The 15,222-nt window shown below is 47.7% G+C and carries 13 protein-coding genes, 1 tRNA gene and 1 riboswitch; of the genes, 12 read left to right on the top strand and 2 right to left on the bottom strand.

The features are described from left to right. Positions 1–158 precede the first annotated feature (158 nt). The 5 genes from MJQ52_RS06740 (at position 159) to thiC (ending at position 4,907) form a co-directional block, all read left to right on the top strand. Positions 159–956: a helix-turn-helix domain-containing protein gene (locus MJQ52_RS06740; protein WP_434181888.1), complete on the top strand. Its 798-nt coding sequence runs from the start codon at positions 159–161 to the stop codon at positions 954–956. A 305-nt stretch (positions 957–1,261) separates the two neighbouring features. Next, positions 1,262–1,343 (top strand) — tRNA-Leu (locus MJQ52_RS06735). 399 nt (positions 1,344–1,742) lie between these two features. Continuing rightward, positions 1,743–2,069: a hypothetical protein gene (locus tag MJQ52_RS06730; protein ID WP_223883531.1), complete on the top strand. Its 327-nt coding sequence runs from the start codon at positions 1,743–1,745 to the stop codon at positions 2,067–2,069. An 85-nt stretch (positions 2,070–2,154) separates the two neighbouring features. Then, positions 2,155–2,853 carry a Type 1 glutamine amidotransferase-like domain-containing protein gene (locus MJQ52_RS06725; RefSeq protein WP_172424415.1) on the top strand — a complete coding sequence of 233 codons (699 nt, stop codon included), beginning with the start codon at positions 2,155–2,157 and terminating at the stop codon, positions 2,851–2,853. Positions 2,854–2,902: 49 nt separating this feature from the next. Then, a riboswitch (TPP riboswitch) is annotated at positions 2,903–3,013 on the top strand. A 121-nt stretch (positions 3,014–3,134) separates the two neighbouring features. Beyond that, on the top strand, positions 3,135–4,907 hold the full coding sequence (gene thiC, locus MJQ52_RS06720; RefSeq protein ID WP_069473211.1) for a phosphomethylpyrimidine synthase ThiC: 1,773 nt from the start codon (positions 3,135–3,137) through the stop codon (positions 4,905–4,907). A gap of 40 nt (positions 4,908–4,947) precedes the next feature. Here the strand turns inward: thiC and MJQ52_RS06715 are convergent, their stop codons facing one another. Further along, a complete protein-coding gene (locus MJQ52_RS06715) occupies positions 4,948–6,303 on the bottom strand; it encodes an FAD-binding oxidoreductase (protein ID WP_069473670.1) in 1,356 nt (451 codons plus the stop codon). 259 nt (positions 6,304–6,562) lie between these two features. Between MJQ52_RS06715 and MJQ52_RS06710 the strand changes: the two genes are divergently transcribed. The 6 genes from MJQ52_RS06710 to MJQ52_RS06685 all read left to right on the top strand — a co-directional run bounded on the left by MJQ52_RS06710 (position 6,563) and on the right by MJQ52_RS06685 (position 12,350). Next, the gene (locus tag MJQ52_RS06710) at positions 6,563–6,742 is read left to right on the top strand and encodes an FbpB family small basic protein (RefSeq protein ID WP_003155431.1); all 180 of its coding nucleotides are present in this window, start codon (positions 6,563–6,565) and stop codon (positions 6,740–6,742) included. Between the two features lie 2 nt (positions 6,743–6,744). Continuing rightward, positions 6,745–8,466: an ABC transporter substrate-binding protein gene (locus tag MJQ52_RS06705; RefSeq protein ID WP_094247132.1), complete on the top strand. Its 1,722-nt coding sequence runs from the start codon at positions 6,745–6,747 to the stop codon at positions 8,464–8,466. Positions 8,467–8,534: 68 nt separating this feature from the next. Then, the gene (locus MJQ52_RS06700) at positions 8,535–9,491 is read left to right on the top strand and encodes an ABC transporter permease (protein ID WP_003155429.1); all 957 of its coding nucleotides are present in this window, start codon (positions 8,535–8,537) and stop codon (positions 9,489–9,491) included. A 12-nt stretch (positions 9,492–9,503) separates the two neighbouring features. Then, on the top strand, positions 9,504–10,409 hold the full coding sequence (gene opp4C, locus MJQ52_RS06695; protein ID WP_032868248.1) for an oligopeptide ABC transporter permease: 906 nt from the start codon (positions 9,504–9,506) through the stop codon (positions 10,407–10,409). Further along, positions 10,406–11,392 (top strand): ABC transporter ATP-binding protein, encoded by a 987-nt coding sequence (locus tag MJQ52_RS06690; protein WP_094247131.1) that lies wholly within the window; start codon positions 10,406–10,408, stop codon positions 11,390–11,392. The genes opp4C and MJQ52_RS06690 overlap by 4 nt, the downstream gene beginning before the upstream one ends. Next, complete coding sequence (locus MJQ52_RS06685) at positions 11,385–12,350, top strand: ABC transporter ATP-binding protein (protein ID WP_094247130.1); 966 nt, start codon at positions 11,385–11,387, stop codon at positions 12,348–12,350. The genes MJQ52_RS06690 and MJQ52_RS06685 overlap by 8 nt, the downstream gene beginning before the upstream one ends. Before the next feature lie 71 nt (positions 12,351–12,421). Here the strand turns inward: MJQ52_RS06685 and katA are convergent, their stop codons facing one another. Further along, positions 12,422–13,867 carry a catalase KatA gene (gene katA, locus MJQ52_RS06680; RefSeq protein ID WP_070081535.1) on the bottom strand — a complete coding sequence of 482 codons (1,446 nt, stop codon included), beginning with the start codon at positions 13,865–13,867 and terminating at the stop codon, positions 12,422–12,424. 256 nt (positions 13,868–14,123) lie between these two features. Here katA and MJQ52_RS06675 point away from each other — a divergent pair, with 256 nt between their 5' ends. Next, positions 14,124–15,053 carry an amidohydrolase family protein gene (locus tag MJQ52_RS06675; RefSeq protein WP_058906660.1) on the top strand — a complete coding sequence of 310 codons (930 nt, stop codon included), beginning with the start codon at positions 14,124–14,126 and terminating at the stop codon, positions 15,051–15,053. Positions 15,054–15,222 lie beyond the last annotated feature (169 nt).

The following is a 15,222-nucleotide window of genomic DNA, read 5'->3' as shown; positions in this document are numbered from 1 at the left end:
CGTAACCTCCGTCCATTTTTATTTTATTATAATGCGCAAAACGCTTTTCGTAAATACGTAAAAAAGAAATTTACGCAAAAACGTAATTTAATATTGACGTCTATATACGTGTATGCGTAAAATACGTATTAACAAATATACGTAAAGGCGGAAACGTTATGCATTACTTAGCGGAGCATCAAACGTTTGATTCGACGGCTGACCTAAACTCGGCAGTCTACGAACACATTAAGCGCAATACATACGACCTGAACGACACCGACCGCCAAGCGCTGAAGAAGATCGCCCGGTACGCGGTTAAGTTCAGCGGGGCGGCGCACCTGAAGGCGGAAACGCTGGCGGAACTCATTGGCAAGTCAGTCAAGACTGCGCGTCGGGCCCTAAATAAATTGGCGACGCTCGGCATCGTTAAGAAAATCGCAACAACAAGGAAGATAAACGGAGGGAAGGGCGCGAATATAATCGTGATCCTGCCGGTAGATGACCAGTCGACAGTGTCCAATCGCGTACAGGCCGAAAAGCCAACGGAGACAACGACCGCAGCACCGAAAACGGAAAACGAACCATCGGATTCTATTAAGCGTTCTAAAAACCAAAACAACGTATTAGATACGGCGACTGTGCCGGCTGAAGCGTTAAAAGGCGCATTGCCTGACGAAATATTTAACGCGATGTCTCGCTACTTTGACGCAGAGGGTATTTATAAATACTACGGAATTTTACTTCGCGCTAAGGCCAGCGTAGACAGAACGATCAGGCTCGAAGAACATGCGGCGCCTTTCGTAGAAGCGTGGCACGCAACGATTCTGAAAGCGAAATCGCACGAAATTAGACGTTTCGACGATTACCTATACGTAGGGTTCAGGAAGGCGGCTTGGACGGTTAAGGCGCGGCTAAATCGTGGCGGATCGCTTATGGATCGTTTTAGGCAGGCGTTTGATTATCACAAAATGTGATGAACGGGCACTGGATGTAACGAAATAGTCAGTTCGTTTGATTTTCAATCTGCGAAATTCAATTTTCGTAAATTAATTCGCTAAGATCCTAATACATCAAGGTTGAAATGTTTCGCAATAAATTTGGTCGTACGTATTGACGGCCATTAAAAACCGTGGTATATTTATATTCGTCGATAACGACCCGGTTACACACGATTGACATAGCGCTTAATATGGCGCGCGATAATCGGTTAACAGACGAATCGTACGAATCATAGACGAATCGTACGAACCATTAAGGCGAATAAAAGCCCGCATTACATGCCGGTGTGGCGGAATTGGCAGACGCGCACGACTCAAAATCGTGTTCCTTCTGGAGTGCCGGTTCGACCCCGGCCACCGGTATAAAAAGGCTTCTACAATATGTAGAAGCCTTTTTTGTTGTATGAAAATATCCTCCAAGGCTTGTGAAAACATGATACCTGCAGCAGGAGGAGCTGGATTCGGCGCACCGTGCTTATATTAAGGAAACACCGATTCGGCCGTGGAGTTTAATCTTTCCGATCGGCTGCTTTTGCTATTAACACTGTTTCTCAGCTGGTGGGGCGGCCATTCAAAAGCGATATGCTTGAGGTCATGTTAATCGCATTATTGGCAGCGGTTATTGCAGCATTAGCTCTTTTTATGTTTCAGCGCTTTCCTGCAGGCGAGCTTGTTACCCATTTTATTAAGGGCGGAAACGAATTGGTCAACGTTATTATTATGTTATCGCTGATTTGAGCCGTAACAGCAGTAGCTGAAAATCTGGGATTCTCGAAATATGTTACTTCTCATTTAACATCATGGATCCCTCATATGTTTATTGCGCCGTCTCTTTTTATACTGGGGGCTGTTATATCCTATTTTATCGGGTCATCCTGGGGGACTTGGGACGCTGGCGGTTCAGTTACATACCAGCTTATTATTAGCGATCGGGGCCGTGTTTGCGAGCGGAACATTTGGTTTGCTTCTCCCCTCAGTGATAATACGGTGTTGGGGATCAATGTTGTGAAGTATGCCCGTTCGAAGCTTGTTCCGGCGATTATCGCCGCGGGGATCTCCGTTATGTTATACGGTGCGTATTTCAGATAATAAATACTTTTTGAAGGCGTTATCCGAAATTGGGATAACGCCTTTTTAATGAGCTGTTATACTTGAGAAAAAAGAGGTGATGACATTGAAGCAGATTATTACAATGGGCGGCGGGGGGTTTTCAATGGAGCCGGATCATCTTGTGCTGGATCAGTATATTTTAGAGCAGTCGGCGCGGTCAAAGCCGAAAGTTTGTTTTTTGCCGACGGCAAGCGGAGATTCGGAGAATTATATCAGCAGGTTTTATCAGGCCTTTCAAAAGCTGTGGTGTGAGCCGGATCACTTGTCGCTGTTTAAACCGCCGGGTTCTGATCTCAGATCCTTTCTCATGAAGAAAGATATTATATATGTCGGCGGCGGAAATACGCGCAATATGCTTGTCTTATGGAAAGAGTGGGGGCTTGACCTTATTCTTCGTGAAGCTTGGGAAAACAGCATCATCTTGGCGGGTCTCAGCGCCGGAGCGATTTGCTGGTATGAAGAAGGAGTGACGGATTCAGCGGGGGATTTGCGAGAGTTAAGAGCTTTAGGATTTTTGCCGGGCAGCTTTTGTCCGCACTATGACGGAGAAGCGGAGCGCCGGCCGGTGTATCACCGCCTGATTTCCGAAAAGAAACTCAGGGCGGGCTATGCCGCTGATGACGGCGCTGCGCTTCATTATAAAGACGGTCAGCTGTTCCGGGCTGTCTCTTCCCGGGAAACCGCAAAGGGTTATCGGGTTTTTAATACCGAAGAAGGCGTTCGGGAAACAGAGCTTATGACCGTCCCGTTATCTGAATTTTGATAATATGCTTTTTTTTGTACACAACTTATGTTACGATGAGAGCGAAATCAATAGTTACTGGGGGTGCCCGTCTGAGCGGGCTGAGAGAGAAGCGGCGGCTTCTTAACCCTTTGGACCTGATCTGGTTCGTACCAGCGTGGGGAAGTAAAGGTTTTATTATTGTTGATGAAAACAATAATAGTTTCTTTCTGACTGCAAAACCGGGTTCTTCTTTGAACCCGGTTTTTTTGTGCTGGTGCTGAGCTTGGTTCTGTTATTCAAATGATAAAGGAGAGATTTGTATGCAAAATCAATCAGTACAGCAAGCGAACATTTCCATTATGTCGAGCTTTTCCGGCAGTAAAAAGGTTTATGCAGAAGGTTCTTCGCCCGACATACGAGTGCCGATGCGGGAAATCAGCCTTAGTCCGACAACGGGGGCGTTCGGGGAAGAGGAGAATGCGCCGGTCCGTGTTTATGATACGAGCGGACCGTATACAGACCCGGATGTACAGATTGATATTCATGAAGGTCTGGGGGCGCTCCGCACAAAGTGGATTACCGGGCGCGGAGATGTAGAAGAATATAACGGCCGGACCGTGAGACCTGAAGACAACGGCTATAAAAAAGAGGGCCGTGCCGCCGAATACCCCGGCCTGCAGCGGAAACCGCTTCGGGCCAAGCCGGGGAAAAATGTAACACAATTGCATTATGCGAGAAAAGGCATCATTACGCCGGAAATGGAGTTTATCGCAATTCGGGAGCATGTGTCTCCCGAATTTGTCAGAGACGAGGTAGCCAGCGGCCGGGCGATTATTCCTTCTAACGTCAACCACCCGGAAAGCGAGCCGATGATTATCGGCCGGAATTTTCATGTGAAAATTAATGCCAATATCGGCAACTCGGCTGTTACATCTTCTATCGAAGAAGAAGTCGAAAAAATGACGTGGGCGATTCGCTGGGGCGCCGATACGATGATGGACTTATCCACGGGAAAAGACATTCATACGACGCGTGAATGGATTATCCGCAACTGCCCCGTGCCTGTGGGGACGGTGCCGATTTATCAGGCGCTTGAAAAAGTTAATGGCATTGCCGAGGATTTAACGTGGGACATTTATCGTGACACATTGATTGAGCAGGCGGAGCAGGGCGTGGATTATTTCACCATCCATGCCGGCGTATTGCTTCGTTACGTCCCGTTAACGGCTAAACGCACGACGGGAATCGTATCCCGCGGCGGGGCGATTATGGCGCAATGGTGCCTGGCTCATCATCAGGAAAGCTTTCTGTACACGCATTTTGAAGAAATTTGTGAAATCATGAAGACCTATGATATCGCTTTTTCACTTGGTGACGGGCTTCGTCCCGGTTCGATTGCGGATGCCAATGATGAAGCGCAGTTTGCGGAATTGGAGACTCTCGGAGAATTGACGGAGATTGCGTGGAAGCACGATGTGCAAGTGATGATCGAAGGGCCGGGTCATGTGCCGATGCATAAAATTAAGGAAAACATGGACAAGCAGCTGGAAATTTGTAAAGAGGCGCCTTTTTACACGCTCGGCCCATTAACGACGGATATCGCTCCGGGCTATGACCACATTACTTCAGCGATCGGCGCGGCGATGATCGGCTGGTACGGGACGGCGATGCTTTGCTATGTCACGCCGAAGGAGCATTTGGGGCTGCCGAATCGTGATGATGTAAGAGAAGGCGTCATTACGTACAAAATCGCGGCACATGCCGCAGACCTTGCTAAAGGGCATCCGGGTGCACAGATCCGTGACGATGCTCTGTCTAAGGCGCGGTTTGAATTCCGGTGGCGTGATCAATTTCATTTGTCGCTTGATCCTGAAAGAGCAATGGAATATCATGATGAAACACTGCCGGCTGAAGGCGCAAAAACGGCTCACTTCTGTTCGATGTGCGGCCCGAAGTTCTGCAGCATGAGAATTTCTCAGGATATTCGTGATTATGCGAAGGAAAACGGACTTACTGAAGACGAGGCCGTCAATGAAGGGCTGAAAGAAAAAGCAAAAGAGTTTGCAGAGAAGGGAAGCCGCTTATATCAATAAAAGAAAAGATGAAGATGGAGTGTGTCCATCTTCATCTTTTTTAGAAAAACGGTGAACGGCGAAGCGGCGGAATGCTCTGCTCGAAGCGGAATATATTTTCCGGATCATATTTCGTTTTGACTTGACGGAGGCGGTGAACATTTTCTCCGTAATACGTTTGCAGCCAGTTTCTGATTTCTCTATCAGGCCAATTCACATAATCTCCCATCGTTTCTCTTGATAGGGACGTTCTCAGTCCTTCGATCCAGCGGACATTTTGTCTTTCTTCTTCAGCAGATGTCCAAGTTGTAATATATTCTTGGGCAATGATTGCATTGCGATAGTAGAATGCCGTTTGGTCCGGAGCGATCCGTCCGGCCGCCCCGCCGAGAGATTGCTGCCAGACACTGGCGTTTTCGTTCGGAGCGTGCTCTAAATAGCGCTTTAAAGTGGATATTGCGCGTGTTGATAATGGTTTTTCAATAAAGGATCCTGACCGCTTCATCTTTTGCGGCTGATTGCCTCCCGGGCTGTTAAAAAAGGCTGCCGCTTTAATAAATGGCACTGTCTTGACCATGCCGCTTGTCGGTTTTCCCGCTTTCATTAACGGAGCCAGCAGTTCTTTCAGCTCCTCTTTTGTCCCGGTAAATTGACCGAGCGCTTCTATGCGGTTGACTTCCTTAGGCCAAAACTGAATTGATGAGGTAAGCCGGTTGTCTGTAAATGGAGCCCAGCGCTGCCACGTGTTAAATACTTCCTCGAAATCATCCCAGCCCCAAGTGACAGAAAAAACAGACACGCACGAGATCGGCACGGCTTTAAACATCATGGATGTGACAATGCCGAAGTTGCCTCCCCCTCCGCCCTGAGATGCCCAAAATAGATCAGAGTGCTTTGAGCGGTTGACCGTGATCAAGTCAGCACCCGCTTTTTCGTCCGCTATGATCATTTCAAGCTGGAGGAGACGATCGCAAGTCAGTCCGGCAGTTCTTGTTAAATATCCGATTCCTCCCCCGAGCGTCAGCCCCGTGATTCCCACATTCGCAATGGTTCCCGCAGGAAGGGTCAAGCCGTACCGCCAGAGTGTCCGGTAGACTTCCCCCAATTCGGCTCCCGCTTCAATCGAGACCAGCCGCTTATCCTCATTTACTCTTATTTTCTTCATTTCACTGAGATCAATGACTAGTCCGTCATTTAACAGAGAAAAATTTTCGTAGCTGTGTCTTCCGCCTCTGATACGGAAGGGCACATTGTTCTCACGTGCCCATCTCACCGCATTGAGGGCGTCATGTTTGTTTTGACAAAACACAATGATGTCTGGATATCTTTGCAGGCTTAAATTGATATTGGTTCTTGCAGCATTATAGTCCGGGTCATCTTTTTTGACGATGCGACCGGTCAATGTTGTCTTTTCCACATTCTCACTCACTTTCACTTGTAATCTGCTATGTTTTCTAGCATATGCGGAAAAATGAGAGAGTGTATGAGGAAAACCCCCGGAAGGACACGATATTTTAAATTATAGTTGACAGGTAGGGATTGTATGAATTAACATAATCATTACATATTTCCAAACGATGGCTGATCGGATCACCGAAGGCTCTTATCTATTAAACAGATAAGGGCCTTTTTTGCGTGAAAATCATTGAATGAAATGAAAAGCGGAGGGATGAAAAGTGGCGTTAAAAAAGGTATCACATGTGCGCAAAAAGAGCAAAAAACGGAAAAAGTACAGAAAACACACATTGAATTTCGAACTGCTTGTAGAGAAAAACAAACGGGAGATTATGAGAAATGAGGAACAGATGGAGCAGATTTATATAAAGATAGATGAAAAGCATGCGGGGGTTCGATAAAGATGAAGGAGAGAAAATGGAGGATAAAAACAACGGTACTCGCGCTGTCGGTATCCATCGTGTTATCAGGGTGCGCGTTAGGGAGTGCCGGGGAAGAACCGTCATCTGCGGCTGATAAAAAGGAAGAAATACGTATCGCCCATGTCAAGACAAAGGAATTTAAAGCTTCTCATCCGGCGGCGATTCCCGCTAAATCGAAAGCCAGAACTGACACTTTTGTTGCTGGGATTTCCGCGCCGGGCGGCGTGTTTCTGCCGTACTTTTACGAAAACGGCTGGGATGGAAATGCGACAGATCCTATTTTTGAACCGTTAGTCAAACTGGATAAAACGGGGAAGCCTGCCCCGGCTCTTGCGGAAAGCTGGAAAATTTCCAAAGATCAGCTTACATACACGTTCCGTTTAAGAAAAAATCTCGTTTTCAGCGACGGTTCACCGCTGACCGCAAAGGATGCCGCATTCACTTTAACACTGCTGCATGATCCTGCATACGCGGGCTATGAAGATATCACCACGGCTTATATTAAAGGCGGTAAGGCTTACAAAGAAGGAAAGGCAAAGACGATAGAGGGCATTCGCGTCCTTGATGACAGAACCATTCAAATCACGACTGAGAAAGTCAGTGCGAAGTCGCTGCTTCTTTTGGGCGGGCAGGTGCTGTCAGAAGCCTACTACGGGAAGAAATATCAATTCGGCAAACTGGACTATTTAAAAGAGCTTTATGCCAAACCGCTCGGAGCGGGACCTTATCAATTTACAGAATACCTTCCGGGACAGGAAATACGCTATCAGGCTAATGAACACTATTATGCCGGAAAACCGAAAACGGAAAAGCTGATTTATAAAATTATCGATCCGTCAACTTCCCTTCAGCTGTTTGAAACGGGTGACCTTGATTACGCTTCTTTCTCACCTGATGATGATACGGTTCAGCATTTAAAAAGTCTCGGTTTTGCCAATATAAGCGTATCTGTCGTGAATGATTACGGTCTTGTATACGTCAATCACAAGCGTCCGCCTTTTCAAGATAAGAAAGTGTCCCAGGCGCTTATTTACGGACTTGACCGTCAAAAAATCGTCGATGTCCGCTTTAAACGCTACGGAGAGGTCGCGAATGTTCCGGTGTCTCCAGTTTCGTGGGCTTATGATGACAAGGGTGTCAATCGGTACGCGTTTAACCCTGAAAAAGCCAAAAAGCTTCTTGATGAAGCAGGCTGGAAAACGGGCAAAGACGGTGTACGTGAAAAAAACGGCAAAAAGCTTGAAATCAGCTATTACACGTCTAAAGCGGATGATGATTTCATCCCGATAGCGAAAGAAAATTACGCGGACATCGGAATCTCATTAAAACCGGAAGTGATGGATTTTAATACAGAAGTAGCGAAAATCAATGATAAACAATATGACCTTGCCGCCGTTTCCACCTCGCAGATCCTTGATCCGAATGACACGGTGGAAAAGCTGGCTTCCGGCCATCCCAATAATGTGACGGGGTATTCCAATCCGAAAGCGGACCGGCTGATAGAGAAAGGAGCCGGCACGCTTGATATCAGCAAAAGAAAAGAGATTTATCACCAGCTGTACCGGGAGCTCGGGGAAAACCCGCCTTACATTCTGATTCATTACCGTCAGAGCGCAAGGGCGGTCAGCGGAAAAATAAAAGGGCTTGAGCCTGATAATTATTCTGGAATCAGTTCAAGTCTCTCAAATGTCTCAATTCGATAGAACGGTTGGGCAAAATACCCGATGCATCCTGGGGATTTTGCCCTTTCAGCGGAAAGGAGGGGCTTTTTATGAAACGGTATGCCGCAGAACGATTCATTCAAATGCTTGTGATCTTATTCGGTACGTCCTTTATTATTTTTTTCTTATTCGCCATGCTGCCGGGCGATTATATTGATTCCAATGTAAATCTGACTCCGGAAAGAGCGAAGGAGTTAAAAGCGCTTTACGGGCTGGATCAGCCGATTTGGAAGCGTTATGTGACGTGGCTCGGAAATGTGCTCAGCGGAGATTTTGGGTTTTCTTTGAAATATCAGGAGAACGTCCTGTCACTGCTTCGGAAATATGTCTGGAATTCGTTTTTTGTCGCGTTTTTGGCGTTGCTTGTCACATGGTCAGCCGCGATGATAACGGGTGTCATATCCGCTGTCAGGAAATACTCATGGTTTGACGGGATCGTGACGTTTCTTGTTTTTGCTTCCATGGCGTTCCCGTCTTTTTTTATCAGCCTTCTGTTTATTAAGTGGTTTGGGGTGGATTTGAAAATATTGCCTGTCGGCGGGATGATTGATACCGGAAGCACGAGTACAGGTTTTTCGTACGTGCTTGAAGCCGCCAGACATATGATCCTTCCGGTCGTGATTTTATCTATGCTCGGCATCGGCTCGCTGACAAGGTATTTCCGCTCCGGCATGCTGGACGTGATCAGACAGGATTATATCAGAACGGCGAGAGCGAAGGGATTGAAAGAGCGCACCGTCATCTGGAAACATGCGTTGAAAAACGCGCTCATTCCGGCCATCACCCTGCTTGCTTTTGAACTGCCGGGACTGTTTTCCGGAGCCATCATTATTGAACAGATTTTCGGGTGGCCGGGAGTCGGACGTATTCAGCTGGAATCTGTGCATTATCGTGATTATCCGGTTTTGATGGCGTTTACCTTGTTTTTGTCTTGTTTAACGATTGTGGGGAACTTCTTAGCGGATATCGCTTATGCCGCGGTTGATCCGCGGGTCAGACTGAAATAGGGGGTGTTCGGAATGAAAAAACAAAAAGGGGTGCCGCCTTCTCTTTGGAAGCAGACGTACCGCCGCCTGCTGCATCATAAGCTGACGGTCATCAGTCTTCTTTTCTTATGTTTTATGTTTTTATTGTGCTTTATCGGGCCGTCTTTTTCTCCGTACATAACAGATCGGACGGATATTTCAAATGCCAATCAGCAGCCGGGAATCCATCACTGGCTGGGCACCGACCAGTACGGGAGAGATGTGCTGACGAGGCTGATGCTGGCGGGGCAGATTTCTCTGACCGTGGGGCTTGCTTCAATGGTGCTGTCGCTTGTCATTGGCTCTTTACTCGGGGCTGCGGCCGGATTTTATCGGGGAGCCGCTGATATGATCATTATGCGCATTGCTGATATGCTCATGTCCATCCCGGGCCTGCCGCTGCTTTTGATTTTGGCTGCGGTGATGTCGGAGTGGAAAGTGCCTTCTGAATACAGAATGTACCTGATTATGATGATGTTAAGTCTGATCGGATGGCCCGGTTTGGCGCGGCTTGTACGCGGACAGATTTTGTCGCTGAAGGAGCAGCCGTTTATGATGGCCGCGGAAGTTTTGGGGCTTAGTGATAAACGGAAAATCCTCTATCATTTGCTTCCCAACACATTGCCGTTATTACTGGTAGCGGCGACTTTGCATGTGGCGGGAGCGATGCTGAGTGAATCTGCGCTGAGTTTTCTCGGGCTTGGCGTTGCTCCGCCGACACCTTCTTGGGGAAACATGATGGAAGCGGCGAATCATTTTATGGATTTTACACTCCGCCCGTGGCTGTGGATTCCGCCGGGAACGGCCATTTTTCTGACCGTTGTGGCGATTCATCTGCTTGGAGACGGTTTAAGAGACGCTTTTGATCCTAAGGTAAAACGGCAGGTGAAAATGAAATGAAAAAACCGCTTTTAGAAGTGAGGCATTTGGAAACGGCTTTTTATACAGAGGAGGGTGCGGTAAAGGCCGTGGACGGTGTCAGCTTTACGATACATGAGGAGGAAACGGTTTGTATTGTAGGAGAGTCCGGCTGCGGGAAAAGCATGGCGTCATTGTCCATTATGCAGCTTATTCCCGAGACGGGGAGAATCGAACGGGGAGCGGTGCATTTTTCCGGACGGAACCTGTTGGAATTGAAACCAAAAGACATGCAGAAAATCCGCGGCAGCGAAATCGGGATGATTTTTCAGGAACCGATGACATCTTTGAATCCGGTATTTACAATCGGTGAGCAGCTGACCGAACCGATTCGCGAACATTTGTTGCTGAGTAAGAAAGAGGCATGGCGGAGGGCCGTTGAACTGATCACGTTAGTGGAGATCCCGAATGCCGAGCAGGTTATGCACCGATATCCTCATGAGCTGAGCGGCGGCATGCTGCAGCGCATCATGACGGCTGTCGCGCTAAGCTGCGATCCGAAACTGATCATTGCCGACGAGCCGACGACAGCGCTTGACGTAACCATTCAGGCGCAGATATTGGATTTATTGCGGGATATGAAAAAGCAATTTCGCACGTCTATTTTATTCATTACTCATGACCTTGGCGTGGTTGCTGAAATGGCTGATTATGTGATTGTTATGTATGCGGGAAAAATTGTGGAGGAAGGACCGGTTGCAGAGCTGTTTTCTGATCCGAAGCATCCGTATACGAAAGGGCTGCTCGCGGCCAAGCCGGTTATCGGTCAAAAAAGGGAGACGCTTTACACCATTCCGGGGCAGGTCCCCGAGCTTGCGGACCTGTCCGGATCGTCTTGTTATTTTGCGGAGCGATGTGAACACAGCACGGAAATATGCCGGAGATCGAGCCCGCATTTTACTGAATTCGGGAAGGGGCATCAGGCGGCGTGCTGGCTTTACAGAGAGGAGAAAGCAGATGAGTGATGTGTTGCTGGAGGTCAAGGGGCTGAAAAAATACTACGAGGAGCATGGGGGGATGAGAAAGACTCATAAAAAACCCGTAAAAGCGGTCGACGGCGTCAGTTTTACGATAGGAAAGGGAGAAGTGTTCGGCTTAGCGGGAGAATCGGGCAGCGGAAAGTCATCAATCGGCAAGACCATTTTGAGGCTTCATGAGAAAACAGGGGGAGAGGTGTTTTTTCAGGGGCGTGATGTGTTTCGGATGAGCCGGCGCGAGCTCAAAACTTTCAGATCGGAAGCGCAGCTCATCTTTCAAGATCCGTTCAGTTCTTTAAACCCCCGGCGCCGGATCGGAGAAGCCATCGGTGAAGCGATGATCGAGCATCAATTGGCGGTAAAGCGGAACGCGCGTGATAAAGCGGCGGAGGTTCTTGAAGCCTGCGGACTTTCCGCAACCTTTATCGACCGATATCCGCATGAATTTTCCGGAGGGCAGCGGCAGCGGATCGTGATTGCAAGAGCGATGGCGCTCAAGCCGCAATTTATCATTATGGATGAACCCGTGGCGGCGTTAGATGTCTCCATCCAGGCGCAGATGATCAATTTGTTCAGCAGCCTTCAAAAACAGCACGGGCTGTCATATTTGTTCATTTCTCATGATTTAAGCGTGGTGGAGCACTTATGTACGAAGGTCGCCATTATGTATTTAGGGACGATTGTGGAATACGCGTCAAAGGAGGAGCTCTTTTCACGGCCGCTCCATCCTTATACGAAAGCGCTGTTATCAGCCGTGCCTGTTCCTGATCCCGGAGCGAAAAGGGAGCGGATAATTTTAAAGGGTGATATACCGAGCCCCTCTGATCCGCCTTCAGGCTGTAAATTCCGAACGAGATGTCCGGCAGCCGAGAAGATATGTGCTGAGAAAAGTCCGCCGCTGTCAGAAAAAGGGCTTCATCATTTTGCGGCATGCCACTTCGTGTAATTGAGAAAAAAACGGTTTTATTGATAATAAACAGGAAAAACCTGCCGGGCAGACCGGCAGGTTTTTTGATGTTATTTTGGTGACGGCAGTCCGAGTCCTTCGGCAACGCGTCTGCCGTATTCAGGATCAGCCTTGTAGAAGTGGCCGATCTGGCGCAGCTTAATTTCTTCTTTTTCCACAGGTTTCATCGCACTGACGATATTGGCGACAAGGCGCGCGCGCTCTTCCTCGCTCATCAGGCGGTACAGGTCGCCGGCTTGTGTGTAATGATCATGATGATTATAGCTTACACTGTCAGCGAAACCTGATACAGGATATGCCGCCTGTTTATCTTCAGGTGACTCTTTCGGGCCCCCGAAGCTGTTAGGCTCGTAATAGACGGAGCGGCCGCCGTTATCATCAAAACGCATTTGTCCGTCACGCTGATAGTTTTTCACTTCATTGCGGGAACGGTTGATCGGCAGCGCCTGATGGTTCGCGCCGACACGGTAGCGATGCGCGTCATGGTATGCGAACAACCGGCCTTGAAGCATTTTGTCAGGTGAGACGTCGACGCCGGGGACTAATGTGCCGGGAGAGAACGTCGCCTGTTCTACTTCCGCAAAGTAATTTTCCGGATTGCGGTTCAGAACCATGCGGCCGACTTCGATGAGCGGATAGTCTTTTTGAGACCATACTTTTGTGACGTCAAACGGATCAAAGCGATATGTGTTTGCATCTTCTAACGGCATGATTTGAACATATAATTTCCATGCGGGGAAATCGCCGTTTTCAATCGCATTGAACAAATCTTCCGTATGGTAATCGGGATTTTCGCCCGCGATTTTTGCGGCTGTATTAACATCAAGGTTTTTCACGCCTTGCTCTGTTTTAAAGTGATATTTAATCCAGACGCCTTCGCCTTTATCATTTGTCCATTTAAATGTATGGCTTCCGAATCCGTGCATATGGCGAAGAGTCGCCGGAATGCCCCGGTCTGACATCAGAATGGTTACCTGGTGCAGGGATTCGGGTGACAAAGACCAGAAATCCCAAACGGCCGTCGGATTTTTCAGATGTGTTCTCGGATCTCTTTTTTGTGTATGGATAAAGTCAGGGAACTTGATGGCATCGCGGATGAAGAACACGGGTGTATTATTTCCGACGATATCGTAGTTTCCTTCTTCTGTATAAAATTTAACGGCAAATCCGCGCGGGTCGCGCACTGTGTCACTAGAGCCCAGTTCGCCCGCAACGGTTGAGAAACGGATGAAAAGCGGCGTGCGTTTACCGACTTCTGACAGAAATGCGGCTTTCGTATATTTTGTAACGTTATTTGTGACTTCAAAATAACCGTGTGCGCCCGCGCCTTTTGCGTGAACGACACGCTCCGGAACGCGTTCTCTGTTAAAATGCGCCAATTTCTCAAGCAGATGGACGTCTTGTATTAAAGCAGGACCGCGATCGCCGGCCGTCATTGAGTTTTGGTTATCTCCGACAGGAGCGCCCCAGCTGGTTGTCAATTTATTTGAACTCATGTGATCACCTCTTTAGATTTATAAGAACATAATATCACCTATCAGTAAAAAGTCAATATTATTTTATAATGATTATAAAATAATTATTTTTATTATCGGAAAGAAAGTTTGAGTTTGAAAGACCACTTGACTGAGGGGAATAATGGGTTTAATATGAGAAAAAATAGAAACCGCTGACTTGGACACAAGAGGCTCTTATTCTTCACTGGATAAGGGTCTTTTTTTATTGTCAGGCGGTAAGGGAGGCGGCGATTGTATGCTTTTCCGGCAGCATTTTAAACCTGTCGATATTCACGGTCATCTGCCGTACAGCCTTAATTTCGGCAAAAACGATAAGACATTTTCCGATTATAACCGGGAGCGGTCGGAAAGAATGAATCTCACTTGGGATTTTCCTGATCCGCATGAGGCTGATGACGGGGAAATCCCTTTGATGACAAAATGGGAGAATGAATTAGATAAGTACGGCATCGGCGTACTGAATTTTTTAACAGCGGAGAGCAATGACCGGATGGCGGCGTTTATTCAAGCCAATCCCGCGAAGTTTACCGGATTTGCATATCATCCTTTGGAGCGGGAGGATGCTTATGCAGAGCTGAAAAGAGCCGTAGAAGAGCTCGGTCTGAAAGGGTATAAACTATTCGGGCCGCTGACAGACATCGAGTTTCATGATCCGTCGCTGAAAAAGCTTTGGACGTATTTAGCTGACAAAAGGCTCCCTGTATTAATCCACTTCGGGCTTTTAGGGAGAGCGGGAGGCATTGTCAGCCACCGCAACATCAATCCGCTCTCCATCTATCGCGTGGCGAGAGAGTATGCTGATATACCATTCATCATCCCGCATTTCGGCGCCGGATATTATCAGGAACTGCTGCAGCTGTGCTGGAGCTGCCCGAATGTGTATATTGACACGTCCGGCTCAAATCAGTGGATGAGGTGGATGCCGTACCGGCTTGATTTGGAAATTCTGTTTCGAAAGACATCTGAATTAATCGGTGCTGAACGGATCATCTTCGGGACGGATTCGAACGGATTTCCGAGAGGATATGTATACAGATATCTTCAGGAGCAGGTGAGGACCTGCCGGGAAATCAATATGCGGGAAGAAGATATAGAAAACATTTTCGGCAACAACGCGCGGACATTATTGAAAATCGCCCGGAAAGAAAAGGAAGTAAATACGTGATACAGCCGATGCGCTCTTTGGCAGGTTTATGCCGGAAGGCGCATTTTTAATTCATACAAAAAACAGTTGACAAGTCGGAATAATTTGAATTAACATGATATTCAAATTTAAAAACAAACGGGTTGCCGATCGGACCGCCGAAGGCTCCCATCTCTGCAAGCAATCGGAG

This window comes from Bacillus sp. jun7, assembly GCF_051034795.1.
GTDB classification, from domain to species: Bacteria; Bacillota; Bacilli; order Bacillales; family Bacillaceae; genus Bacillus; species Bacillus velezensis.
The sequence above is the reverse complement of the archived record's forward strand: the minus strand, read 5'-3'. Positions and strand labels throughout refer to the sequence as shown.